Origin of the sequence: Floccifex sp. (assembly GCF_051873495.1) — a bacterium.
Lineage (GTDB): Bacteria > Bacillota_I > Bacilli_A > Erysipelotrichales > Erysipelotrichaceae > Floccifex.
Genome location: NZ_JBJEEX010000055.1, coordinates 20,116 through 43,529, shown reverse-complemented (window position 1 = coordinate 43,529; position 23,414 = coordinate 20,116). Strand labels below are relative to the sequence as shown.

Annotated in this window: 27 protein-coding genes; 5 read left to right on the top strand and 22 right to left on the bottom strand. The window is 32.7% G+C overall.

Annotation, left to right across the window (positions count from 1 at the left end; translation table 11 throughout):
• On the top strand, positions 1 to 869 hold an 869-nt coding region (locus ACI313_RS03720; RefSeq protein ID WP_439755293.1), incomplete at its 5' end, for an NYN domain-containing protein.
• Between the two features lie 20 nt (positions 870 to 889).
• Here ACI313_RS03720 and ACI313_RS03715 read toward each other — a convergent pair.
• Positions 890 to 1,711 (bottom strand): DegV family protein, encoded by an 822-nt coding sequence (locus ACI313_RS03715; protein ID WP_439755292.1) that lies wholly within the window; start codon positions 1,709 to 1,711, stop codon positions 890 to 892.
• Positions 1,712 to 1,820: 109 nt separating this feature from the next.
• Here ACI313_RS03715 and ACI313_RS03710 point away from each other — a divergent pair, with 109 nt between their 5' ends.
• On the top strand, positions 1,821 to 2,342 hold the full coding sequence (locus ACI313_RS03710; protein ID WP_320609005.1) for a DUF1836 domain-containing protein: 522 nt from the start codon (positions 1,821 to 1,823) through the stop codon (positions 2,340 to 2,342).
• On the opposite strand, the gene ACI313_RS03705 is transcribed toward ACI313_RS03710, so the two are convergent.
• The 18 genes from ACI313_RS03705 to hrcA all read right to left on the bottom strand — a co-directional run bounded on the left by ACI313_RS03705 (position 2,325) and on the right by hrcA (position 17,758).
• A complete protein-coding gene (locus ACI313_RS03705) occupies positions 2,325 to 2,783 on the bottom strand; it encodes a threonine/serine exporter family protein (protein WP_320609006.1) in 459 nt (152 codons plus the stop codon). The genes ACI313_RS03710 and ACI313_RS03705 overlap by 18 nt on opposite strands.
• 1 nt (position 2,784) lies before the next feature.
• Positions 2,785 to 3,531 carry a threonine/serine exporter family protein gene (locus tag ACI313_RS03700; protein ID WP_320609007.1) on the bottom strand — a complete coding sequence of 249 codons (747 nt, stop codon included), beginning with the start codon at positions 3,529 to 3,531 and terminating at the stop codon, positions 2,785 to 2,787.
• 40 nt (positions 3,532 to 3,571) lie between these two features.
• Positions 3,572 to 4,069 (bottom strand): dUTP pyrophosphatase, encoded by a 498-nt coding sequence (locus ACI313_RS03695; protein ID WP_320609008.1) that lies wholly within the window; start codon positions 4,067 to 4,069, stop codon positions 3,572 to 3,574.
• A complete protein-coding gene (locus ACI313_RS03690) occupies positions 4,066 to 4,533 on the bottom strand; it encodes a DNA-deoxyinosine glycosylase (protein ID WP_439755291.1) in 468 nt (155 codons plus the stop codon). The genes ACI313_RS03695 and ACI313_RS03690 overlap by 4 nt, the downstream gene beginning before the upstream one ends.
• Positions 4,518 to 5,816 (bottom strand): 30S ribosomal protein S12 methylthiotransferase RimO, encoded by a 1,299-nt coding sequence (gene rimO, locus ACI313_RS03685; protein ID WP_439755290.1) that lies wholly within the window; start codon positions 5,814 to 5,816, stop codon positions 4,518 to 4,520. The genes ACI313_RS03690 and rimO overlap by 16 nt, the downstream gene beginning before the upstream one ends.
• The gene (locus ACI313_RS03680) at positions 5,813 to 6,742 is read right to left on the bottom strand and encodes a 3'-5' exoribonuclease YhaM family protein (RefSeq protein ID WP_320609011.1); all 930 of its coding nucleotides are present in this window, start codon (positions 6,740 to 6,742) and stop codon (positions 5,813 to 5,815) included. The genes rimO and ACI313_RS03680 overlap by 4 nt, the downstream gene beginning before the upstream one ends.
• Positions 6,735 to 8,699: a glycosyltransferase gene (locus ACI313_RS03675; protein ID WP_320609012.1), complete on the bottom strand. Its 1,965-nt coding sequence runs from the start codon at positions 8,697 to 8,699 to the stop codon at positions 6,735 to 6,737. The genes ACI313_RS03680 and ACI313_RS03675 overlap by 8 nt, the downstream gene beginning before the upstream one ends.
• Positions 8,700 to 8,941: 242 nt before the next feature.
• Entirely contained in the window at positions 8,942 to 9,280 is a 339-nt protein-coding gene (locus tag ACI313_RS03670) for a hypothetical protein (protein WP_320609013.1), read from the bottom strand.
• Between the two features lie 73 nt (positions 9,281 to 9,353).
• Entirely contained in the window at positions 9,354 to 10,169 is an 816-nt protein-coding gene (locus ACI313_RS03665) for a PTS system mannose/fructose/sorbose family transporter subunit IID (RefSeq protein WP_320609014.1), read from the bottom strand.
• A 2-nt stretch (positions 10,170 to 10,171) separates the two neighbouring features.
• Positions 10,172 to 11,002: a PTS sugar transporter subunit IIC gene (locus tag ACI313_RS03660; RefSeq protein WP_320609015.1), complete on the bottom strand. Its 831-nt coding sequence runs from the start codon at positions 11,000 to 11,002 to the stop codon at positions 10,172 to 10,174.
• A 94-nt stretch (positions 11,003 to 11,096) separates the two neighbouring features.
• Complete coding sequence (locus tag ACI313_RS03655; protein ID WP_439755289.1) at positions 11,097 to 11,588, bottom strand: PTS system mannose/fructose/N-acetylgalactosamine-transporter subunit IIB; 492 nt, start codon at positions 11,586 to 11,588, stop codon at positions 11,097 to 11,099.
• Positions 11,589 to 11,637: 49 nt separating this feature from the next.
• Positions 11,638 to 12,066 carry a PTS sugar transporter subunit IIA gene (locus ACI313_RS03650; protein ID WP_320609017.1) on the bottom strand — a complete coding sequence of 143 codons (429 nt, stop codon included), beginning with the start codon at positions 12,064 to 12,066 and terminating at the stop codon, positions 11,638 to 11,640.
• A 148-nt stretch (positions 12,067 to 12,214) separates the two neighbouring features.
• Positions 12,215 to 12,544, bottom strand: coding sequence for a hypothetical protein (locus tag ACI313_RS03645; protein ID WP_320609018.1), 330 nt, complete (start codon positions 12,542 to 12,544; stop codon positions 12,215 to 12,217).
• Positions 12,537 to 13,088 carry a hypothetical protein gene (locus tag ACI313_RS03640; RefSeq protein WP_320609019.1) on the bottom strand — a complete coding sequence of 184 codons (552 nt, stop codon included), beginning with the start codon at positions 13,086 to 13,088 and terminating at the stop codon, positions 12,537 to 12,539. The genes ACI313_RS03645 and ACI313_RS03640 overlap by 8 nt, the downstream gene beginning before the upstream one ends.
• Positions 13,089 to 13,204: 116 nt before the next feature.
• Entirely contained in the window at positions 13,205 to 14,314 is a 1,110-nt protein-coding gene (dnaJ, locus tag ACI313_RS03635; RefSeq protein ID WP_320609020.1) for a molecular chaperone DnaJ, read from the bottom strand.
• A 60-nt stretch (positions 14,315 to 14,374) separates the two neighbouring features.
• A complete protein-coding gene (gene dnaK, locus ACI313_RS03630; protein WP_439755288.1) occupies positions 14,375 to 16,165 on the bottom strand; it encodes a molecular chaperone DnaK in 1,791 nt (596 codons plus the stop codon).
• Positions 16,166 to 16,179: 14 nt separating this feature from the next.
• Positions 16,180 to 16,725 (bottom strand): nucleotide exchange factor GrpE, encoded by a 546-nt coding sequence (gene grpE, locus ACI313_RS03625; RefSeq protein ID WP_320609022.1) that lies wholly within the window; start codon positions 16,723 to 16,725, stop codon positions 16,180 to 16,182.
• Positions 16,718 to 17,758 (bottom strand): heat-inducible transcriptional repressor HrcA, encoded by a 1,041-nt coding sequence (hrcA, locus tag ACI313_RS03620; RefSeq protein ID WP_439755287.1) that lies wholly within the window; start codon positions 17,756 to 17,758, stop codon positions 16,718 to 16,720. Before hrcA ends, grpE begins: the two co-directional genes overlap by 8 nt.
• 139 nt (positions 17,759 to 17,897) lie before the next feature.
• On the opposite strand from hrcA, the gene ACI313_RS03615 reads away from it, so the two are divergent.
• From ACI313_RS03615 to ACI313_RS03605, 3 genes are read left to right on the top strand one after another with little or no spacing between them, the layout of a single operon-like run.
• The gene (locus tag ACI313_RS03615; RefSeq protein ID WP_439755286.1) at positions 17,898 to 18,398 is read left to right on the top strand and encodes a flavin reductase; all 501 of its coding nucleotides are present in this window, start codon (positions 17,898 to 17,900) and stop codon (positions 18,396 to 18,398) included.
• Entirely contained in the window at positions 18,391 to 19,143 is a 753-nt protein-coding gene (locus ACI313_RS03610; RefSeq protein WP_320609025.1) for a polyphenol oxidase family protein, read from the top strand. The genes ACI313_RS03615 and ACI313_RS03610 overlap by 8 nt, the downstream gene beginning before the upstream one ends.
• 2 nt (positions 19,144 to 19,145) lie before the next feature.
• Positions 19,146 to 19,910, top strand: a complete 765-nt coding sequence (locus tag ACI313_RS03605; RefSeq protein ID WP_439755285.1) for a DeoR/GlpR family DNA-binding transcription regulator — start codon at positions 19,146 to 19,148, stop codon at positions 19,908 to 19,910.
• Here the strand turns inward: ACI313_RS03605 and ACI313_RS03600 are convergent.
• Genes ACI313_RS03600 through glgB form a run of 3 tightly spaced genes read right to left on the bottom strand, consistent with a single transcriptional unit; the run spans position 19,907 to position 23,384 of the window.
• The gene (locus ACI313_RS03600) at positions 19,907 to 20,731 is read right to left on the bottom strand and encodes a DMT family transporter (RefSeq protein ID WP_320609027.1); all 825 of its coding nucleotides are present in this window, start codon (positions 20,729 to 20,731) and stop codon (positions 19,907 to 19,909) included. The two genes, ACI313_RS03605 and ACI313_RS03600, sit on opposite strands and share 4 nt — an antisense overlap.
• 26 nt (positions 20,732 to 20,757) lie before the next feature.
• Positions 20,758 to 21,345 (bottom strand): class I SAM-dependent methyltransferase, encoded by a 588-nt coding sequence (locus ACI313_RS03595; protein WP_320609028.1) that lies wholly within the window; start codon positions 21,343 to 21,345, stop codon positions 20,758 to 20,760.
• Positions 21,346 to 21,386: 41 nt separating this feature from the next.
• Positions 21,387 to 23,384, bottom strand: coding sequence for a 1,4-alpha-glucan branching protein GlgB (glgB, locus tag ACI313_RS03590; protein WP_320609029.1), 1,998 nt, complete (start codon positions 23,382 to 23,384; stop codon positions 21,387 to 21,389).
• Positions 23,385 to 23,414 lie beyond the last annotated feature (30 nt).

The window sequence follows — 23,414 nt, the reverse complement described above, 5'->3', positions numbered from 1 at the left end:
TAGATGGAACTTTCACTGTATCAGGTAGAGGTCCTGTGCGTCTATTGATGAATTATCAAAATGATGTAGTTGCGATGACAAAAGGAAAAGGTGTCTTTACTTGTCAGTTAGATGGCTATGATGAATGTGTTGATGCCGATAAAATCATTGAAGAAATTGGTTATGATAGTGAACAAGACTTTAAAAATCCTACGGGATCCGTTTTCTGTACCCATGGTTCTGGTTTCTATGTTCCTTATGATGAAGTTGAAGAATACATGCACATAAAACCAAAAAGTGAAAGTACAAGTCAATCGTATTCAAGTCGTAAATATACAATTGATGAACAAGAAGTACAGCGTGTTTTTAATATGATTTCGGGTCAGAATAAGAAAAAGGAAGAAAAGAAACCAAAAAAGAAAACCGATATTTCATATCAATCTGTTACGGTTAAGGAAAAACTACCTGAGTGTTTAATTGTAGATGGCTATAATCAAATATATGGATGGTATTCTTTAAAAGAATATGCTCATAGTGAAATTGACTATGCCCGTTCGGTTTTAATTAGTGCTCTACAAAATTATCAAGGATATAAAAATATAAAAGTAATCTTAGTATTTGATGCGTATCGTGTTAAAGATTCTACAAGTCGTAATTCTAAATATGGAGATATGGAAGTCATTTATACAAAATATGGACAAAGTGCTGATAGTTATATTGAAAAGCTAGTTCATGACTACAAAGGAAAATATAAAATGGTTGTTGCCAGTTCCGATGGTTTAATTCAAAATTCTATTCTTGCCAGTGGTGCCATTCGCATGAGTGCAAGAGAATTAGAGTGTCGAGTCAATAGTGTCAACCAACAAGCATTTAACTCATTAAAAAAATAAGGCCTGCGCCTTATTTTTTTTTATAGATCTTCAAAACCAATAATTAATCCACCTGCTTCAGCATAGAAACTACATAATCCTTTACATGTTCCTATTTCAATTTGTGCTGATGGGAATTCATTTAAAATTGCTTCCTTTAATTGATTTGCCAATTCTTCATTATATACATGATCAATTCGAAGTTTCTTTCCTTTATATCCTAATTCACTAATTGTTGATACTAAAGTTTTAATTGTTTTCTTTTGTCCTCTTGCCTTAGAAATAACTTCGATTGTTCCTTGATCGCTTGCTTTTCCGATAAGACGAATTCCAATTAAACCAAGTCCTTTAGCTAATATAGGATTAATACGACCATTGTTTGCTAAGTTTGTCACAGATTCAAGAGCAAATAATAAATGAGTATGTTTTTGATATTCATGAACACTATCCACAACTTGTTCAAAAGTTATTCCTGATTCAGCGCATTCAATGATTTTTTGAATAATCAACATCATTTCTGCTCCTGTACTTAAAGAATCAAAGATTTCAATTTTTTTATCTGGGAAATCTTGCTTGGCAATACAAGCTGCATTATAGCTTCCTGATAAATTGGAACTAATTGTTACACCAAAACCATAGTCAGCTCCTTCAAAAGCTTCCATCCATTCTCCTGCATTTGGACATGATGTTGAACTTTTACTTGTTAAGGATTTTAAGTCATCCACCATTTCTTTTACATTTAAATCAGGATTATCAATATACTCTTTATTTTCTGTACGAATGCGTAAAGGAACACTTTGATAAGGAACATCTTTTAGAAAATACTCATTTGATGATGAATCCGATACAATTTTATAATTCATATTTAATACCTCTCACCATCATATTAAAAGTTATTGATTATGTTGTCAAGAGTTTTTGAAAAACCTTTAAAAAGATATTCAATAGTGTTATAATTGATATGGTGATAACATGAATCAAAAAATTCAAGATGAAATAAGAAACTTTTATTTTCCTTCTTATCAGGAAATACCTGATGTTGGTTTATATTTAGAACAAACAACAGATTACATTAATGCGATTTTATTTCCCTTAACAAATGAAAAAATCACAAAATCAATGATTAGTAATTACGTAAAAAAAGGACTAATTTCTAGTCCTATAAAGAAAAAATATAATCGCGATCAAATCGCTATTTTAATTTATTTAGCATTAGCCAAGACCATTGTTTCATTAGAAGACATTCAATTATTACTTGAATTAAAAGATTTATCTTATGACAATCAAACGGCTTTTGATTATTTTAAAGTTGAATTTGAAAATGTTTTACATTATGTATTTGGAATTAAAGACTCGCTTGATAGTGTTGGAAAAGATGATACGTATCCTAAGTCTTTACTTCGTAGTACCATTATTGCCTTTGCGCATAAAATATATCTTAATAAGAGTTTTAAACTTCTTCATGAACAAATGGAATCATCCTCTAAATTGTAAGGCTTTTCGCTTAGCTTGTGAGTAAATACGAAATATCGTTGAAACAATTAAGATACCCACTGCCAAGCTTGCAGCTACTCCAATTAAATGACAAAAATGTTCCATTGATTTTAATAATGATCCTCTTATCGCATATAACATCATTCGATAAATAGAAGCTCCCGGTACTAGCGGAATTAAAGCCGCTACTAAATATGTTGTAACGGGGCTTTTATATTGTCTTGCCAGAATTTCAGCACAAATTGATATTCCTACCGCTCCTAAAAAATTACAAATATAATCGTTTACTTCAAAGAAGCATCCTGTCTTATATACAAGTCCTCCAATAGCTCCGGTAATACTTGCCAAAATTAAGTTTTTACCTTTTATATTAAATAAAATTCCAAATCCAAGTGTCGCAAAAAAACTGGACACAAATCCTTTTATCATTGCTTCTATCATATTACACCACACTAAATACCACAAACACACCCAAGGCAATCGCTCCAGCACACACAAATGTTTCCATAATTCTTGATACTCCTGATAAATAGTCTCCAGCAATGGTATCTCGAATCGCGTTGGTAAAAGCTAATCCTGGCACCAACAACATAATTCCGGAAACAATTAAAATATTCACATCCATTGATGGTACTAGATCCACCGCAACGATGGAAAGAAATGCCAATACGATTGATGCCAATACGTTATTAATAAAGTCATTCATTTTCATCATACTTAAAAAACTAATTAATAAACGAACCACAACTCCAATTAAAAAAGAAGTAATAATTTCTAAAAGTCCACCTTCAAAGAATAAAGCAAAGCCTGCGGCTCCAATTCCTCCAAATAATGTTGTCATCCAAATTGAATATTTAGGTTCTTTTTCAATTCGGTCTAAGTAAGAAGAAATTTCATCTAATGTATAATCATGTTTTTGAACATCTCGACTCAGCGCATTAATACGAACCACACAGTTTAAATTCACATTACGACTACGAACACGACAAATCTTAGAGAAAACTTGTCCTTCATATCCAATCGATAACATAATTCCTGTTGAAGTCACATAGCTATCTACTTCTTGGGTATTGGCTAAAGCTGTACAAATACGAATCATCGTATCTTCTACACGATAAACTTCAGCTCCACTTTCTAATAATAAACGCCCTGCTCTCGTTCCAATATCTAATAATTTTTCTATTTCCATGCGACTAGTATAACATAAAAAACACATAAAAAAAGAAGTTCTATTTTCCAGAACTTCCTAATCTTCCATCCATTCGTTTAGATTCAATTTGTTGTAGCTGATCATATGAAAGTGTTTCACATTCTAATTGTGGCATTTGTACTAAAACACCTTGGCATACAGCTTTTTCATATGGATAAATGATAAATTGTGCTTTTTGTGTTTCATCCCATTGTGCTAATATTTCTTTTTTCACAATACGAATGGGTTTGTCATTTACATTTGTGATAGGAGCCATATATTCCCCACGATAACCAGAATCAATAACACCCGCTCTTTGTGCCATTCCTTTGGTTCCCGTTGAACCTCTTTCCTTCAACAACATTACATAGTGTTCATCAAAAGCACTAGCAACCCCCAAAGGTACTAAGACAGTGTGTAGTGGTTGAATTTCTAAGTAGTCTTGTTCAAAACATGGATATAAATCATATCCCGCATCTTCGTTTCGTTTACTTGGGATAATGGCTTGTTCTTTTACTTTTGCCCAATATAATTTCATTTCAATACCTCTTTATATATTTTCACTAAATCATCTAAGCGCATACTTGCGTTTGCACTTGAAGTAGATGGACAACTAATCGCATCTAAATCAAAATACTTTTTTAATAATTTATAGCTTGTTTTCCCATTACATATAATACGTTCAATCGATGGATTTTCTTTTAATAGCGATACAATATCATTGGGAACAATTTCTTTAATATGACTATCCAAGCTACCTGGTCGAATACATGAATGACATATATCCCATAGGGCAATATGATTTTTTTCTAGTATTTGTTTCTTTTGTTCATTGGTTTCTATGGGCATATGATAAATTGCTTGCAACATAGGCCAAAACCGATTATTAGGATTGGCATAATACATTTGTTCTTGTAGACTTTTTACACTTGGCATTGATCCCAATATCAATACTTTATCGTTTTTATGTACAATGGCATCAAAGCCTATAATGCGACACATGTTCCCATCAAATCATACGCATTGGCATCTTCAATCAACACTTGTACAAACGATCCTAATTCAATGTCTTCATCGCATTTAAAAATGACTTTTCCATCGATTTCATCGGGTGCATCTGCTTTTGATCTTCCACGATATACATTGCGTAATCCTTCTTTTTCTTCCACAAGAACTTCAATTGTTTTTCCAATTTTATTTTGATTTAATTCAAGGGAAATTTGATTTTGAAGCTGCATTAAACGAGCTAAACGATCATCCATGACTTCTTGATCAATTTCTGGTTTCATATCATAGGCTTTTGTATCTTCTTCTTTTGAATACGTGAAAGCTCCCATACGATCCCATTTCACATTTTTAATAAATTCTTCTAATTCTAAGTATTCTTCTTCTGTTTCGGATGGGAATCCTACAATCATTGTTGTACGTAATGTTACATCATCAAACATTGAACGAATTTTATCAATGATTTCATATGCATGTTCTTTTGTTCCTCTTCGATTCATCGCTTTTAATAAACGATTATTCGCATGTTGCATAGGAATATCAAAATAAGGAACAACTTTTTTACTTTGTTGCATCGCAACTAATACATCATCCACAATTTCATCTGGATACATATATAAAATACGAATCCAATGAATTCCATCAATTTTATCGATTTCACGAATTAAGTCCCCTAATCTTAGTTCTCCATATAAATCCAATCCATATTTTGTTGTATCTTGAGCAATCAAAGTAAGTTCTTTTACGCCATAACTTGCCAATTGTTTTGCCTCAGCAACAAGATCTTCAATTGGACGCGATACTTGATCTCCTCGAATTAGAGGAATGGCACAGTATGTACAATGATTTGAACATCCATCACTAATTTTAAGATATGCACGCCATGGTTGAGTAGAAATTACTCGATCAAATTTTTGATAAGACATCGGTGTATTTAATACTTGTTCTAAGTGTTGAGCAAAATGGTCATAATCTTTAATAGGAATAATCGCATCAATTTCCGGAATTTCTTCTTCTAATTCTTTTTGATAGCGTTGAGCTAGACATCCGCATACAATTAATTTTTCTAGGTTTCTTTCTTTATATTGTGCCATTTCAAAAATGGTATTAATGGATTCTTCTTTGGCACTGGTAATAAATCCACATGTGTTAATAATAATGGCTTGAGCTTGACGAGGATCAGATACAATTTCATGGTTATTTCTTTTAAGCATCCCCATAATTTGTTCTGAATCCACTAAGTTTTTACAACACCCAAGTGATACAAATCCTATTTTCATTGTTCGTCCTTTCTGTGATATATCATTCGATTTTCTAAGGCAAAGATACGTGGTCCAAATTCTCCTGGTTGTGTGGCATCAATGCTTTGTTTCATCATAAATAAACGCGAATCTAAATTATCAACCATTGATAATACTTCAGCTTCTGGAATCATTGGTAATACCGGTGAACCGTATTCATTTTTACCATGATGTGATAGAATCATGTGTTTTAATAATAAAATAGATTCTTTATCTTGTAAGCCCAATTCATAGCTTATACGATCTAAGTATGAAGCAAATATACTAATGTGTCCAATTAAATTTCCTTTAGCCGTGTATTCAGGTAAAACCGGTGAAGAGAATTCTTCAATTTTACCAATGTCATGTAATAAACAAGCACTTATTAATAAATCAGCATCTAAATATGGATACAATTCACATATTCTTAATGATAAACGTACCATTGAAAGCGAATGAAAAGCCAATCCTCCTACATAATTATGATGATTTTTCTTAGCTGCCGAATATGAATAATATTCATCTTCCACGTTTTCTAGAATTGTTTGTGTGATAAGAAATAGGTCTTCATTTTTAATTTGAGATACATAGCCATCAATTTCTTCTTTCATTTGTTCAACACTCATAGGTGCTTGACGTACATAATCCGTAATTTTTTCGTTTTCTAATTCTTTTAGCGTACGAACTTTTAATTGAATCGCATTTTTATGAATGATAATATCTCCTACAGCTTGTACGATCATTCCTACTTTATAGGATTCGACTTGTTCATCTGTTAAATTCCAAAACTTCGCATCTAATACTCCACTTGCATCTTCTAATGTCAATGATAAGTAAGGCGTTCCTTTTACCGTTTTCGCTTTATCACATCGACTAATCAAACAAGGAAGAGATACTTTTCCTTCTGCTACTATATCTTTAATCATTTTCTAACTCCTTTAATTTTCGATCAATATTGTCACTTGAAAAGCCTTTACGAATACAGTACATTCGTATTTTATATAATCGCGTACTATCTTCAAAACGAGCATACATGCGATTGGCTTTTTGAATTGATTGTTCTAAAGAAGCTTCATCAAAGTCTTCTTTAAATTCAATTTGGTCAAGGGCATACTGTGCATCTTCATAACTGAACCCAGCATACATACATTTACGAATTGCGGTTTTTTGAAATAAACTAAGTGATTGAGAATTTTTTGATTGTTGGCAAATCTTATTCATAAACACAACCGCATTTTCTCTATCCTTATCTTTATCTAATTTAGAAATAGCTTCTTGTATAAAGTCCTCCGAAATATGAAATGAACGTAATTTAGAAGCTATATCATTAATACTTTTCCCAGTGTGCTGCCAATAATTAGCTTTTTCAATGGCATATAGACGATCATCCAACAACAAGTTATGTTGAAGCATATGAACAATCACATCACTGTCTTCGTCATTTAAATTCAGGTTTCGTTTACAATATTGTTGTACAGTATATGTACAACAATCTATTTTTAATATATGTTTTTTAGCTTTCAAATAAGCTGTATAAATAGATTGAAGTTCTAAATAATTGTTGTATAAATCAATATCAATAATCGAATCAATACTCATTTGAAGGTCAATGTAATCTTCAAATGGAACAAGTAAAGTACTTTCTTGTCCTTCGCGTTCGAAGGTAATATTCACAAAATCATCAGAATTCACAACTCGGATAATTTTATATTGTTTTTGATATTGATTTAAAGCGTATTCATACACATTTAATATACTTTTTCCAAATGTTTCCGTATCATAGGATAATGTCTTTTCAATGCATTGTTGACTAGTTGCTTCTCTGATTTCTTTTGGTTTAGTAAAGAATTCATCAAATTTTTTAGCTAGTTCTTGTTCATCATCAAAATAATAACCCGTTGTTCCTTCTTCAATTAATTCCTCTAATACTTCATCACGACGTCCAAAAATACATAAACCACTAGCGAGTGCTTCAATATAAGTCATTCCTTGGGTTTCGGATGTTGAGGCGGATACAAAGCAATCAAATGCGGAATAGTAATATGGTACCATAGGTTTATCAATCATGCCGGTAAAATGAACACGATCGTCTACTTTTAATTCTTTTGCTAAGTTTTGATAGAATTCTAAATCTGTTCCTTTTCCAACTATTACCAAATGAATGGATTGATCTTTACATAAACTTAACGCTTTGATTGGAATATCAATTGCTTTTTCTTTGGCAATACGACCTACAAATGTCACAACATGATCGTCTTTTGTTAGATTTAAAGAAGATCGAATAGATGCCAATATCGATGGGTCTAATTTACTTCGATCGAAGTGACTTAAATCTAATCCTGTTGGAACTACAAAAATAGGTGAAGTAGCACCGTATTCCAATAATCTATTTTTAGTTTTTTGACTTGGAGCAATAACCGCTTCACTGTGATTTACCCAATATTTGGAAAACTTACGAATAATAAGTTTCTCTCCTTCGTCTACTAGTTCAATGTCTAATGGATTTAAATAATGTGTATAGTCTTCATACATTGTATGATATGTATAAACAATAGGAATTTGGCATTGTTTAGCCATAAGACGAGCAAACATTCCAATTCCTGCTTCTGTATTTATATGAATGATATCTAAATTCATTTCATGAATATATTCGGCTCCTTTAAATTGAATAGGACTCGATAATTTATATCCATAAAACTTCTTTAATTCAATTCCTGGTAACCGTAAAATATGATCGGAATAATCAATATTTGTACCTTTATGATTACTAATCACAAATACGGTATGTCCTAATTTCTCAAGTGCATCTTTTAGTGTTGCCACACTAGATACAACCCCATTAATATCGGGATAATAAGCATCTGAAAATAATCCTATGCGCATAGTAACACCTCTTTCAAGTATAAATAATATAACAAAATACTCTTAACTTTCAATGAACAAAATCTTAAAAAAGAACAAAACCGGCATAGCCGGCTTTGTTCTTTAAGAAAGGGAATTTGATTATGAAGGGTTATATTAACCCCGTCTCAATTATTGCATACAAAAGTGCGATTGTAAATGCGAAATATTACATTTTCGACAAATTTCATACAAAAAAGTACAAAAAAAAAGACCTATTGGCCTTATTTTGTCGTTTTTCTTTTCTTACTATCATCGAACATTTTTATTTTTCTTTGTACGCTTTTTTTACCATTACGATGAGATAGAAAAACTAGTAAAGTAAATACACCACACAAAATAGATCCAATTAATCCAGCCCATTTTGCGAATGTTCGAAAAGCTTCTGGTGCATTAGGAATTAGTGGATCAACCATTCCAGTCCAACCATAAATTGCCAAGGCAATGAATACGACTGTAAAAATACAACCATTACGAATCCAGTTTCCTAATTGTTTTAGTAATTCATATTCTCTTTGAATATCCGATGAAAGCATTTCTCTTTCTTTTCTTGATAATTGCATACAATACCTCATTTCTAAAAAAGAGAAGGGGTGAGTCCTTCTCTTCAAGTTAAAATTATCTTTGTTTAGTCTATTATCCTAAAATTCCGATTACAGATCCAACGAATCCTACGACTACCATCAATAATAAACATTTAACAGGTGACATACCTTTCTTAGCCATTAAGTACCAGCATAATAATACGAATACGCATGTCAATAATTTTGGATAAGCTTCATCCAATTTTTGTCCTAATGTAATGTCTACACCTTCTGAGTTTTGAGCGATAACAATATTAGTTGAAATGTTAACCCAAGCAGCAGCCATAGCACCAACGATAACTTGACCCATTGTGATTACAGCGTTACGGAATGCAGTAGCACGATCCCCAACTAATAATTCAACAGCAGATCCACCTAAGTTGTAACCTAAGAAATAAATGTAGTGTTGGAACCAAATAGAAGTAGCGTTCCATACAACGATATAGAAGATAGGACCGATAGCAGATCCACCTTCAGCGAATCCTAAAGCAATACCTAATAAAATTGGAATATATGTACCAACGATTAATGAGTCACCGATACCAGCTAAAGGCCCCATAAGACCAGCACGGATACCATTGATCATTTCATCATCGATTCCTTCAGCACCATTAGCACGAGCTTCTTCCAAACCAGCAGTAATACCAACTACGATACAACCAATTTGTGGTTCAGTGTTGAAGAATGGATAGTAAGTTTGCATTTTTTCACATTGTTCTTCATGTGATGGATACAATTCTTTAATGATAGGTAACATTGACCACATGTATCCAAATGTTTGCATGTGTTCGTGAGAGAAACATGTTAAGTTTCCATACCACCAACGCCAGAAGGAACTATTTAAAGTTTTCTTAGAGATTTTTTTCATGATTAAATGTCCTCCTCTTCATCTTCAACAACAGCTGTAGCTGCTCCTAATTTAGCCATTGACATTTCGTATTTAATTAATGCGAATACAGCACCGATACAAGTAGCACCGATTAATGTTAATCCCATTGAAGCTGCCAATGTGAATCCAAATAAGAAGTATAATAAGTCAGTTGTTTTGTCGATAACTGATTTTAATAAGATAGCGATACCAACAGCAGGTAATACTGAACCAACTGTTAAGATAGCTTTAACGTACCAAACATCAGTTGATAAGTTTTCGAATAATGTAGCAACGGCACCAGATCCATAGTAGCATAATAATGTACATGGTAAGAAAGATAATACGAAGTGTGAAATTAATGGGAATAAAGCATCAACTTTACCAACAACTTCTAAGTTACCTTTATCTAATTGAGCCCATCCATAGTGTTGCCAGATTAAGTTCATCATAGCAGTACCATAGAATAATGTAATACCGATAACACCTGTCATAGCTGAAATAGATGATGATAATGCGAATGCTTCATCTCCACCTAAATCAAGACCAGCAGCTTTAGCTCCAACGTAAGCTAAAGGAATACCGATGTAAGAAACAGCACGTAAGTCAGATGCAACAGTTCCACCAGGTGTAACTAATGCGATCCACATAACTTGCATTGGGATACCAATTTGAATAACACCAGAAACATCGCCCATGATTAATCCAACGAATAATGAAGCAACCAATGGTCTGTTTAATGTGTAGTTACCAACAGTAGTTCCTAAGCAAGCAATTGTAGAAGCAGCTGTACAAGACATAATACCAATTAAAATTGCTTGAAGTAAACTCATAAATCTTCTCTCCTTTTTCTATAAGTTTTATATCAAACCCACTATTCCACTCACCTTCATAGCGGTATCTGACCAATTAAATTATTTTTTGGGACTAGTAACCAAATTTACCTTTGAATTTATCCCAAGTTCCAATTGAACTTTCTTTAATTAAAGCGAATTCAATTTCATATCCTTTTTGAGAAATAGCTTCTAATGCATCCGCTTCTTCTTGAGTAATTGATTGGTTTTGACCTAATTTTGTAGCACCTGGACGATCATTACATGGTCCAATGATTAAACGTTTAACATCATTTGGTACAAATCCAAAATCAACTAATAATTCTTTCATATCAATTGGGTTTTTAGTGATTAAGAAATATTTTTTTGGAGAATCAAATACTTTTTGTGCACTTTCTTTGAAGTGTTCTTTTGTCCAAACAAATACTTTTTTATCTGTACTAGCTTTAAATGATTGTGCTAATACTGGAGTAGTAGCAGCTTTATCGTTTACTGCTAAGATTCCGTCACAAGGATATTCTTTTGACCATCTTGTAACGATTTGACCGTGGATAATACGATCATCAACACGCATAAATGTAATCATTATTTTTCCTCCTATAGATGATTATGTTAACGACTTGCGTTAATGCCTATTATAGATCTTCATCTTCGTCGTTCGCTTCAACAACGAAATCAGTTAATCCCATTCGACCTTCGCTTAATAATACTTCTTTTAAAGCAGCTAAGTCATCAAAATTATCTTTCATTAATACAGCTGTAATAGCTAATGGCATGTTCATTCCAGCGATGATTAAAGTATTATCTAACATACCTTTGTCACTTAATACATTTAATGCATTTGTAAATGGAGAACCACTTAAGATATCTGCTAATAAAATAATTTGATCATCAGCATTAATATCTTTTACTAATTCTTTGAAGTTTTCGGCAAATTGATCTGCACTCATATCTTCTTTTAAACTAGTAGATAATACATCTTCACGGTTTCCAGTCATCATGCGAACTGCTGAATGTAAACCTGGTGCAAATTCACCATGAGATACCATAATTACATACTTCATATTATTTTCCTCCGAAATCTCTTTATCCTAAGTATAGTGCACTTGAGATGATTAATCAAGCGCTTTCATTTATTTTTCACATAATTCACACAATTTGTGATTTTCTTAGCGTTTGCTATTTGTTACATAAACTTGTAAAATTTTTGCATTACGCCATCATTTTTTGAATTATGAAAACAATAATAATAGCTACAATCGGAATCACAAAGATAACCGCATATCCTCTAAACACTCGCTTTGAAAGTTTTTGATATCCTGCATCATCATAGTAATACAAATCATTATCAGTATGCCCTACAACACCTTGTTCCACCAAGTTGGAAATAGTATAACTGATTGTAGCTGTAGTAAGTTTTAAATCTTTAAATTTAGAAACTGGAATGGCTGTTTGTTCACTAACAGCTCCATTTTTCTTAAACACATCTAAAACCATTGTTGCAGCCGTAGCCTTAGCACTGGTCCCTCTTTTTTTAGACATTATGTTTCTCCTTTTGTTTACTCTTTTTCTTTTCTCTACGAGTATGAGTACATTCCTCAAGTTTTAATCCTAATTTCTTAGAAACCTCGAATTTTTCTCCATCGGCCATTAAAATACGAATGTTCTTAAACAAACTTCTCTTTCTAGCTTCAAAGCGAACCATAGAACGGAAACGATAAATCTTATCAACATAGAAGATACCTTCTTCAATAAAGAAACAACGTTTACGTACATACGTTTCAAAAGCCAATCCCACAAAAATAATACCAATACAAAAATAAGCCAATACCACATAAAATCTTTGATCTACTGTTGTATTTGCATAACAATAGAACGCCATCACAAAAGAAAAACCAGCTAATACTCCTGAAGCAATCCATAAAAAGCCATTATCAACGTATAATGTATATTTTTTATGAACTTCTTTAAAGTTCGCAAATTTCTTTTGGAAGGTCACAAATAAGCGAATGCTTTTATAGGTAGTATATCCTGTATATCCAACAAAGATCAGACCCACTACTAACTTCACCCATAAAGCGTCCATACTCTCTCTCACTCCATTCATTTTTTACGTTTCAATTGTGAATATTATAACATTTATAACGAACACTGTAAAACGATATTACTTTTTGAAAATACAAAAAAAATAGGGATGACTCCCTATTTAAAAGCACGTTTAAAACGATCAAAAACAGATTCTGATTGTCCATCACGAAGTTCTTCATATAATTCACGTTCTTTACGAGTAAGTTTCTTAGGAATTTCAATTGAGACTTCTACAAATTGATCTCCTGTACCACGTGCTGTTTTAACACCTTTTCCAGCTAATTTAAAACGTGTATTAGGTTGTGTTCCTTCTGGAATATTTAATTCACATTCTCCATATACAGTTGGAACATCAATTTTACATCCTAAAATCGCATCTAATGCACTAATAGGAACCGAAATATTGATATTATTTCCATCACGTTTAAATGTAGGATGAGAACGAACTAAGATTTCTACATATAAATCTCCGTTTGGGCCACCATTTTGTCCACGTTCCCCTTTTCCACGAATACGAAGTTGTTGTCCTGATTGAATTCCAGCTGGAATTTTGATATCCACTTTAACTTTCTTGTGTTCATATCCCATTCCATTACAAGTATGACACTTACGTGTAACACGTTTTCCTGTTCCTTTACATTCTGGACAAACACTTTGTTGTTGAACAACACCAAATAAACTTTGTTGTTGCGTTACAACATATCCAGAACCATTACAACGACTACAAGTTACAATGTCACTTGGACTTTGTGCTCCTGTTCCTTTACAATTTGGACATTGTTCATCTACATCCAAAGAAATTGTTTCTGTCTTTCCTTTAATCGCATCCATGAAATCAATGTGCAATTGCATATAGCGATCTTGACCAGCTCGAGGTGAATTCGAAGCTCTTCTTGAACCACCAAAACCAGATCCACCAAAGAAGGATGAGAAAATATCATCAAATCCACTGAAATCAGAAAACCCTTGATTGAATCCTTGTTGTCCAAAAGATCCATCGACTCCCGCAAATCCATATTGATCATATGCCTTACGTTTTTGTTCATCACTTAAAACTTCATATGCTTCATTGATTTCTTTAAATTTATCCTCGGCACCTGGTTCTTTATTTCGATCTGGATGATATTTCATGGCCAATTTACGATAAGCCTTTTTAATTTCATCTTGTGAAGCTCCCTTAGATACCCCAAGAACCTCATAGTAATCTCTTTTATTATCTGCCATGTTTAATCCTCCTTTAAGCACCACAAAGTTCTAGCAAAGCTAGAACTTTTTTAATTTTTATTAGTGTTTTTCTGTAAATTCAGCATCAACTACATCGTCATCTGGATTTGATCCTTGACCTTGATTTTGTTGATACATTTGACTAGCAGCCATTTGTGCAGCTTGTTCCAAAGCATCTAATTTAGATTTAACTTCATCCATGTTGTTTTCATCTAATGCTTTTTGTAAATCATCACGAAGTTGTTTAACTTGTTCAGCTTGGTTCGCATCGATTTTGTCTTTGTTGTCTTCTAAAGTTGAATCAACTTGAGCAATGAAACCTTCTGCACGGTTACGTAAATCAATTTCTTCTTTACGTTTGTCGTCTTCCGCTTTATGTTCTTCTGCTTCACGAACCATACGATCGATTTCCTCATCACTTAAACCACTAGAGTTTTGAATAGTGATTGATTGTTCTTTACCAGTTCCTTTATCTTTTGCAGAAACATGTACGATACCATTGGCATCAATATCAAATTTAACTTCAATTTGAGGAACCCCACGACGAGCAGGAGCAATACCATTTAATTGGAAGTTACCTAATTCTTTGTTGTCATTTGCCATTGGACGTTCACCTTGTAATACACGAATATCAACGGCAGGTTGGTTATCAGCTGCAGTAGAGAATACTTGTGATTTACTAGTTGGAATTGTTGTATTACGTGGAATTAATACAGTCATAACTCCACCCATTGTTTCAATTCCTAAAGATAATGGTGTTACGTCTAATAATAATACATCATTTACATCACCAGAAATAACTCCACCTTGAATAGAAGCACCCATAGCTACAGCTTCATCAGGGTTAACTGAATGATTTGGTTGTTTTCCTAACGCATTACGTACAGCTTCTTGAACAGCAGGAATACGTGTAGAACCACCTACTAATAATACTTGATCGATATCATCTTTAGATAATCCAGCATCTTTTAATGCGTTGTTGATTGGGATTAATGTACGATCAACTAATGATTTAGTCATAGCATCGAATTTAGCACGAGTTAATGTTGTATCTAAGTGTAAAGGACCAGCAGCTCCCATTGAAATGAATGGTAAAGAAATTTGAGTTTGTGATACACCACTTAAATCTTTCTTAGCTTTTTCAGCTGCTTCTTTTAAACGTTGCATTGCCATCTTGTCTTTAGATAAGTCAACACCGTTGTCTTTCTTGAACATATCGATCATCCAGTCAACTAATACATTGTCGAAGTCATCTCCACCTAAATGAGTATCTCCGTTTGTAGATAATACTTCAAATGTACCATCAGCCAAGTCTAAGATAGAAACATCAAATGTTCCTCCACCTAAGTCATAAATTAATACTTTTTGTTCTTTATCTGTTTTATCAATACCATATGCCAAAGCAGCAGCAGTTGGTTCGTTGATAATACGTTCAACTTCTAATCCAGCAATACGACCTGCATCTTTAGTTGCTTGACGTTGAGCATCGTTGAAATATGCAGGAACAGTGATAACAGCTTTTGTGACTTTTTCACCTAAATAATCTTCAGCATATCCTTTTAAGTATTGAAGAATCATAGCAGATACTTCTTGTGGAGTATAGCTCTTTCCTTCAACTGTAACTTTTTCATTTGTACCCATTAAACGTTTAATAGAACTAATTGTATTTGGATTTGTAACAGCTTGACGCTTAGCAGCATCTCCGACAATACGTTCTCCATCTTTAAAAGCAACAACACTAGGAGTTGTACGATTTCCTTCTGGGTTAGGAATTACTTTACAATCTTTTCCTTCCATTACTGCAACACAACTATTTGTTGTACCTAAGTCAATACCAATAATTTTTGCCATATTAATTTCCTCCTTTATTCACTAACCTTTACTAAGGCCGGTCTTAAAATTCTATCTTTTAACATGTAACCTTTTTGTAAAACTTCTAATACGATACCAGATTCTGTTCCTTCTTGTTTTTCTTGCATAAGAGCTTGCATCGTATTGTGATCAAAAGGTTTTCCTTCTGCTTCAATTTCTTTAACGCCTTCTTTATCAAGTACAGAAAGGAATTGATTATAAATCATTTCAAATCCCTTTACATAATTCAATAACGTTTCATCCTCTGTTTGTACTTTCAAAGCCATTGCCATGTTGTCGACAATTGGAAGAAGCTCTAAAGCCGAATCCTTGAAACGATATTTCTTGGCATTATCTGCTTCCTTTGTTAGGCGTTTCTTTAAATTTTCTGTATCTGCATATGCACGAGCAAAATCATTTTTTAATTTTGAAACCTCTTCTTGAAGGCTTTCAATCAAAAGATCTTTTTCATCTTTTTCAACTGTTTCTTTTGTTTCTTCTTTTATTTCTTCAGTTTCTTTTTCAACTGTTTCTTTTACATCTTTTTCTTTTTTACTCATTCTTTCCACCTCCCTTTTTTTGATCATCGTCAAATATATCTTCAATCACATTTGTCATATAATCCATCAAACCAACAACCTTTGAATACTGCATACGATTTGGTCCAACTACCATCAATTCACCTTCTTCACCTTGTGAATACTTGAATTTAGCACGAATAACTGAACAATCACCAATTTGTAAAAGCTCTTTTTTGTTTCCAATGCTGATGGCATTTTGTTCCTCCGAATGCGTCCACTCACGAATTAATTGACCATTTTCCAATGTGTTCAAGAATTCTTTAAGTCGATTCATATCACTAAATTCTGGATGATACAACATATTTGAACGACCTGAGACTTTTACTTTTTCTTGCGCAAATCTCATAAACGCTGTCACAAACGCTTGAAATAAAACTTCATGTCTTACCAAATTAGCCGCCATCAAAGGATGAATTTCATTCATTTTTTCTTCAAGTTGACTAATTGGCGTTCCAATTAATTGATCATTCAATAAATCCGTACACTTACGAATATCTTCTAGTGAAACATCTTCTTTGAACTGGAATACTTTGTTTTCCGTATGTCCTTGATCTGTCACAAATATCGCAACAGCACTTTTTGAATTAATAGGAATTAATTGAATGTTTTGAAGTTTTTGTTCTTCACATTCAGGACCCAGTACAATACTCGTTAAATGCGTCATCTGCGATAAAATATCACAACTCTTATCAATGACATCATCTATTGAGTAATGACGATTTGAAAAATAAGTCTGCAATGTCTGTTTCGTTGGAACATCCAAATCCGTTTCCATTAAGTTTTCGACATAATACCGATACCCTTTAGAACTCGGAATACGACCACTTGAAGTATGTGTTTTTTCTAGTAAACCACATTTCTCCAAAGTTGCCATTTCATTTCGAATTGTCGCCGACGAAACCGGGAAATCCAATAAATTCATCAAAGTTTTCGAGCCAATCGGTTCTGCTGTACGAGTAAATTCTTCAACAATTGTTTTAAAAATAACATTTTGTCTATTTGTTAGTCCCATACGCTCCTCCAATCTAGCACTCATTACCTTTGTCTGCTAACAGTATAGCATATTTTTTAGCACCGTCAATATTTTAGTGCTAAAAATTATTTTTTTCTTTTTCCATCTGATACAATAATAAAAAAAGGAGGAATTTATTATGTTTAAAGAAACAAACATATCATCTTTATCATTTAATCCATTTGATAAAATCGGAAAAGAATGGTGCTTGATTAGTGCTACCAGCCAAGGAAAAACCAATACCATGACTGCTTCATGGGGTGCTTTAGGTCATTTATGGAACAAAGACATTGCCATTATCTTTATTCGTCCACAACGATACACCAAAGAATTCATTGACGCTTCCGATACTTTTTCTATTTCATTCTTTGAAGGTCATCATACAGAATTATCATACCTAGGAACAAAATCAGGAAGAGATGAAAATAAAATTGAAAACGTACACTTTGATGTCATTGATTTAAAAGGAACACCTACGTTCAAACAAGCAAAAGAAGTTTTCGTTTGTCGTAAACTATATGTTGATTCCTTAAAAAAAGATAGTTTCTTATTTAAAGAAATATATGATAAAAACTATCCAAATGATGATTTACATATTGTATATATAGGAGAAATAGAAAAGGTATATATCAATGAATAAAATCATTCACCTTAACACGAATATATATGGAGCCACAACACTAAAAGATATAAAAGCCCCTGAACAAAATAATATGGCCCTTCATGTTTGTTTAAACAGTGAAGACGTTATGAAAAATCGAAAAGAACTCGAAAAAGAAACACTTCCTTTAGAAAATTGGGTTTTACCATGGCAAAAACACACAGCCAATGTACAACGTGTTTCTATTTGTGATCATGGTAAAGGTGCTTATACAAAAGAAGATAGTATTCTAAACGTAGATGCTCTATATACCACAGAACCTAATACTTTAATTGGTGTCTTCACAGCGGATTGTGTTGGTGTATTAGTTGTCGATGAAACCACTCCTTGTGTTTGCGTAATTCATTCTGGTTGGAAAGGCACTGCACAAGGAATTGTGGACAAAGTTGTTAAGGAGTTAATATCAAAAGATTTACTTCATCCCCAATTCACCAAAGCTTATTTTTCTCCTAGTATTTTATTTGATTCTTTGGAAGTTGGTATGGAAGTCATTGATTTGATTCATAATTTAGACTTTGATGTCGAACCATTTATTCGTTATATGCCCCATCAAAAAGCTTATTTAGACAATCAAGGTCTTTGTATACAAATGTTAAAAAACAATGGAATTACCCAAATTGTACCTAGTACAATGGATACTAAAAAAGAAATTGAAACTTGTTTTAGTTATCGAAATAATAAACAAACCGGTGAGCATTTTACTTTTGGTTTTATAAAGGAATAAATATGTCAAAAAGAAAAGATGAACGTCAAGTTAAGATTCGTAATATATTATTAAAAGAAAATCGTATCAAAATATCTGAACTTGCCAAGCTTTTAGATATTACACCAGAAACACTACGAAATGATTTAAATGAATTAGAAGATCAAAACATTGTCATTCGCGAACACGGATATGCTCGTTTAGACAACTCATTAAGTGAATTACCTGTTTATCTTCGTTGGCAAGAAAATCAAAAAGATAAAAAGATGATAGTTTATCGTGCTTTTCAAGAATTAGAAGACGGTCAAGTTGTTTATTTAGATTCTGGAAGTACCATTCTTTTAGGAATTCCATATATTTCTATGAAAAAAGATTTAACCATCATTTCCAATTCCCTTCCCTTAGCTTTAGAATGCGCTAAGATGAATTTAAATATTATTTTTGCAGGTGGAAGTGTATTAAATGAAGGGCTTCGTTGTTATGGTCACTTTGCCGAAGAAATCATAAATCACATGCACATTGATGTTGCGATTCTTGGAACCGATGGCATTTTAGGAAGTAATGGTTTTACTACAAATACAATTCATGAAATTGGTTTTAAAAGACATATTATTAATCAATCTAAGAAAATCATAACGGTATGTGATCAATCTAAATTTGAAAAAGAAGCTCCTTTTAAATATTGTAGCTTCAATGAAACCGATTTATTGATTACCAATCAAATCACAAACGAACAATATCAACGAGTCAAAGATATTAAAAATATTATACAAGTAAAGGAGGCTTAATTAGCCTCCTTTGCACTCCATATCGTATTTAACACAACTGCTAAAATAATAACAGCTGAACCACATAACGCATAAGCTCCTACGGTTTCTCCATAAAATAAGAATACCCAAATTGGATTCATTACCGCTTCTAATAAACCAATTAAAGAAGTAGTAACAGGATTGGTAAGCTTAGATCCTTTAGAGAAGAAAATATAAGCCAATCCAACTTGGAAAACACCCAAACAAAGTAAAGAAATTATCGATGTTGTATTGCCATAATCAATTTGATTTAAGAATGGAATCGAAATCAAAAACGACAACAAGAAACCTAACATACTAGCGTCTTCACTACTTGCCTTTGGTAAAGAGTTAATAAAGAACACTCCTGAGAAACTAAGTCCTGCACAAATCGCAAGACAATTTCCAATAAGTTTTCCACCATCAATTTGATCAAAAAAGAATAATACCATTCCTGAAAAAGCCATGACAACTAATAAGAATTCTCTTGTTGATGGTAACTTCTTTTTATATAGACAATCCCATATCAATACAAAAATGGGAGCTAAATATTGTAATACAATGGCATTGGCTGCAGTCGTCATTTTATTTGCCATAACATACAACGTATTGGTCAACATTAAACAAATTCCTGCGGATACAACATAGCGATTGATCTTGATTTTAAGTCCTTTCTTATAAATAAAAAATAAAATTAAAGCTATTAAAGATCGTGCTCCATTAATCGCAATGGGATTTCCTGTGATATATTTGATTAATATACCACCTGTAGACCACAAAAAAACCGTAATTAAAATATATACATACCCTCTATTTTTCATAGAAAAAATTTTATCAAAAACATTTTCTATTTACAATAACACTTTAAAACCCAATATCCTTTATCTCTTACAATTCTTTCCACAACACATCCCTTTTCTTCTAAATAATTCATAGCACTTTGAGCACCGTGTTGTTTACGAATCACAATATATAAATTTCCTTTTAAGTGTTCAATGCATTGATCAAATAAAGAATAAATTACTTTTTTTCCTGTTCGAATAGGAGGATTTAATACAATGCAATCAAACATTCCATCTTCTGTACAAATTCCATCTTGGCATTTAATTGTAGCTTTACAATGATTGTTTTTAATATTTTGCGAAGCTAAAGAAACCGCTCTTTCATTAATATCAATCATCATGATTTCACTGTTCCAATTCGAAGCTAAAACAACTCCCACTGGACCAATTCCACATCCTAAATCTAGACAACGAGATGGATTTTTTTCTTCTTTTAATACACTTTCTAATAATATTTTTGTTCCCGTATCTAATTTATCTTTTGAAAATACGCCTGTATTTGATTGAAGTTGATATTCTTTGTTTTGAATTGTGAAATGAATTTGTATTGGTTCATCTTTTAAATTTTTATCATTTTCAAAATATTGACTCATGGCTTGATTATACCAAATAAAAAAGAGGATATACAATCCTCTTATTCAGCTTTTGATTTTTTAGAAGTTGTCTTTTTCGTTGCTGCCTTTTTAACCGTTGTTTTTGTGGCAGTTGACTTTTTAGTTGTTGCCTTTTTCACTGTTGTTTTCTTTGCAGTTTTTTTAGTTTCAACTTCTTCTACTTTTGGTTTTGGTCTTTGATGACGAACTTCATAAACACAAGCTCCTAAAGATGGTACATCCACTTCAATTGTATATGGAAGATTATGCATCTTCATTTTCATTGATTGATATACTTGTGGTTCACTATTTGGGATGTTTCCATTGTATTTAGCCCATTGTGTATTGATAATTTCTTTATATTTTCCTTTGCGTTCAACACCAAATTGTTGATTTTTATACGCATTTGTAGAGAAATTCAAAATCACAACATAGTCACGAGTTGATCCTTTACGAATATAAGAATACATATTTTGTTTATTATTATCCGCATCAATCCATCTAAATGATTCCCAACTATAATCATTTTCAAAGAACGCATCATTTTTAGTATATAAAGCACCTAATTCCATAAATAATTTTTCAAAACTATCATGCATAGGCATTTCACGTAAGAACCAGTCACAAGTCTTGTTTTCATCCCATTCACGCATTTGACCAATTTCATTTCCCATGAAATTTAATTTTTTACCAGGATGCGTAAACATGTAAACATATAAAGCACGAGCTTGGGCAAACTTATCATTGTAATTTCCCCACATTTTATTCACAATAGTTGCCTTGCCATGAACATTTTCATCATGACTAAATGGTAAAATGAATCGTTCTGAATAGAAATAAGCCATTGAGAAATTGATTTTATTATGATGCCATTGACGATAAATAGGATCCATTGCCAAATACTTCAAAGTATCATTCATCCATCCCATATCCCATTTATAATCAAATCCAAGTCCACCTTCTGAACTAGGACGCGTAACATTTGGGAAATCCGATGAGTCTTCGGCAATCAACATAATTTGACCGTTATGTGCTTCATTTAATAAATAATTCATACGTTTCAAGAAGAAAATAGCTCCTTCATTTGCGCCACGGTCTTTATTTCCTTTCCAATAAATGGCATTACTAATGGCATCCATTCTTAATCCATCAAAATGGAATTCTTCTAACCAATAGTTTGCGGCACTCATTAAGAAAGAACGAACTTCTTCACGCCAAAGATTGAAGTTTAATGTACCCCATTCTGAATATGCATCTTCCGGTTTATCGTATTCATACAAAGGAGTTCCATCATAATAACGAAGCGCAAAGTTATCAGTAACAAAATGAACAGGCACAAAGTCCATAATGACACCAATTCCCGCTTCATGTAACGCATTAACAAAATGTCTTAATTCACTAATTGTTCCATATCGTGCAGTAGGTGCAAAGTAACAAGTACATTGATATCCCCATGAACCATCAAATGGGAATTCACATAATGGCATAAATTCAACATGTGTAAATCCATGTGTTTTACAGTGTTCAATTAAATTTTGTTCAATTTCATGGTAGTGAAGGAAATGATCAATTGGTTCCCCTTCTCTTGTTCCATCGCCTTTCATCCATGAACCTAGATTAAGTTCATAAATATTAATTGGTTGATCAAATCCCTTTGAACGTGTTTTCATCCATTTTTGATCTGTCCAATTGTGTGTTTCTAAAGAAGCAACGATACATGCATTATTAGGTCTTAATTCTGAGCGGAATGCATATGGATCGATTTTATCAACGATTTCACCACTTGCTTGTTTTACTCGAAATTTATATTTATCTCCTTCTTTTGCTTCTTTAACAGTACAATGCCATACCCCATTTTTTTCTTTATACATGTAGTCTTTTGTGCCATCCCAATTATTAAAATCACCGACTACTGCAATTTCTTGAGCATGAGGGGCATATACACGAAATGTAACGCCTTCTGATTCAAGGTGTGCTCCAAAATATTTGTAGGCTTGAATATCTCTTCCTTGAAAAAAAGCCTCTAAGCTATACTCCATATTTTTTCTCCTTCTTTTATTAAATTATAT

What these genes read in the sequence shown, in the direction of transcription:
- ACI313_RS03715 (WP_439755292.1), bottom strand. Translation starts at nt 1,711, where the DNA reads ATGAATTATAAAATTGTATCGGATTCATCATCAAATGAGTATTTTCTA.
- ACI313_RS03710 (WP_320609005.1), top strand. Translation starts at nt 1,821, where the DNA reads ATGAATCAAAAAATTCAAGATGAAATAAGAAACTTTTATTTTCCTTCT.
- ACI313_RS03705 (WP_320609006.1), bottom strand. Translation starts at nt 2,783, where the DNA reads ATGATAGAAGCAATGATAAAAGGATTTGTGTCCAGTTTTTTTGCGACA.
- ACI313_RS03700 (WP_320609007.1), bottom strand. Translation starts at nt 3,531, where the DNA reads ATGGAAATAGAAAAATTATTAGATATTGGAACGAGAGCAGGGCGTTTA.
- ACI313_RS03695 (WP_320609008.1), bottom strand. Translation starts at nt 4,069, where the DNA reads ATGAAATTATATTGGGCAAAAGTAAAAGAACAAGCCATTATCCCAAGT.
- ACI313_RS03690 (WP_439755291.1), bottom strand. Translation starts at nt 4,533, where the DNA reads ATGTGTCGCATTATAGGCTTTGATGCCATTGTACATAAAAACGATAAA.
- rimO (WP_439755290.1), bottom strand. Translation starts at nt 5,816, where the DNA reads ATGAAAATAGGATTTGTATCACTTGGGTGTTGTAAAAACTTAGTGGAT.
- ACI313_RS03680 (WP_320609011.1), bottom strand. Translation starts at nt 6,742, where the DNA reads ATGATTAAAGATATAGTAGCAGAAGGAAAAGTATCTCTTCCTTGTTTG.
- ACI313_RS03675 (WP_320609012.1), bottom strand. Translation starts at nt 8,699, where the DNA reads ATGCGCATAGGATTATTTTCAGATGCTTATTATCCCGATATTAATGGG.
- ACI313_RS03670 (WP_320609013.1), bottom strand. Translation starts at nt 9,280, where the DNA reads ATGCAATTATCAAGAAAAGAAAGAGAAATGCTTTCATCGGATATTCAA.
- ACI313_RS03665 (WP_320609014.1), bottom strand. Translation starts at nt 10,169, where the DNA reads ATGAAAAAAATCTCTAAGAAAACTTTAAATAGTTCCTTCTGGCGTTGG.
- ACI313_RS03660 (WP_320609015.1), bottom strand. Translation starts at nt 11,002, where the DNA reads ATGAGTTTACTTCAAGCAATTTTAATTGGTATTATGTCTTGTACAGCT.
- ACI313_RS03655 (WP_439755289.1), bottom strand. Translation starts at nt 11,588, where the DNA reads ATGATTACATTTATGCGTGTTGATGATCGTATTATCCACGGTCAAATC.
- ACI313_RS03650 (WP_320609017.1), bottom strand. Translation starts at nt 12,066, where the DNA reads ATGAAGTATGTAATTATGGTATCTCATGGTGAATTTGCACCAGGTTTA.
- ACI313_RS03645 (WP_320609018.1), bottom strand. Translation starts at nt 12,544, where the DNA reads ATGTCTAAAAAAAGAGGGACCAGTGCTAAGGCTACGGCTGCAACAATG.
- ACI313_RS03640 (WP_320609019.1), bottom strand. Translation starts at nt 13,088, where the DNA reads ATGGACGCTTTATGGGTGAAGTTAGTAGTGGGTCTGATCTTTGTTGGA.
- dnaJ (WP_320609020.1), bottom strand. Translation starts at nt 14,314, where the DNA reads ATGGCAGATAATAAAAGAGATTACTATGAGGTTCTTGGGGTATCTAAG.
- dnaK (WP_439755288.1), bottom strand. Translation starts at nt 16,165, where the DNA reads ATGGCAAAAATTATTGGTATTGACTTAGGTACAACAAATAGTTGTGTT.
- grpE (WP_320609022.1), bottom strand. Translation starts at nt 16,725, where the DNA reads ATGAGTAAAAAAGAAAAAGATGTAAAAGAAACAGTTGAAAAAGAAACT.
- hrcA (WP_439755287.1), bottom strand. Translation starts at nt 17,758, where the DNA reads ATGGGACTAACAAATAGACAAAATGTTATTTTTAAAACAATTGTTGAA.
- ACI313_RS03615 (WP_439755286.1), top strand. Translation starts at nt 17,898, where the DNA reads ATGTTTAAAGAAACAAACATATCATCTTTATCATTTAATCCATTTGAT.
- ACI313_RS03610 (WP_320609025.1), top strand. Translation starts at nt 18,391, where the DNA reads ATGAATAAAATCATTCACCTTAACACGAATATATATGGAGCCACAACA.
- ACI313_RS03605 (WP_439755285.1), top strand. Translation starts at nt 19,146, where the DNA reads ATGTCAAAAAGAAAAGATGAACGTCAAGTTAAGATTCGTAATATATTA.
- ACI313_RS03600 (WP_320609027.1), bottom strand. Translation starts at nt 20,731, where the DNA reads ATGAAAAATAGAGGGTATGTATATATTTTAATTACGGTTTTTTTGTGG.
- ACI313_RS03595 (WP_320609028.1), bottom strand. Translation starts at nt 21,345, where the DNA reads ATGAGTCAATATTTTGAAAATGATAAAAATTTAAAAGATGAACCAATA.
- glgB (WP_320609029.1), bottom strand. Translation starts at nt 23,384, where the DNA reads ATGGAGTATAGCTTAGAGGCTTTTTTTCAAGGAAGAGATATTCAAGCC.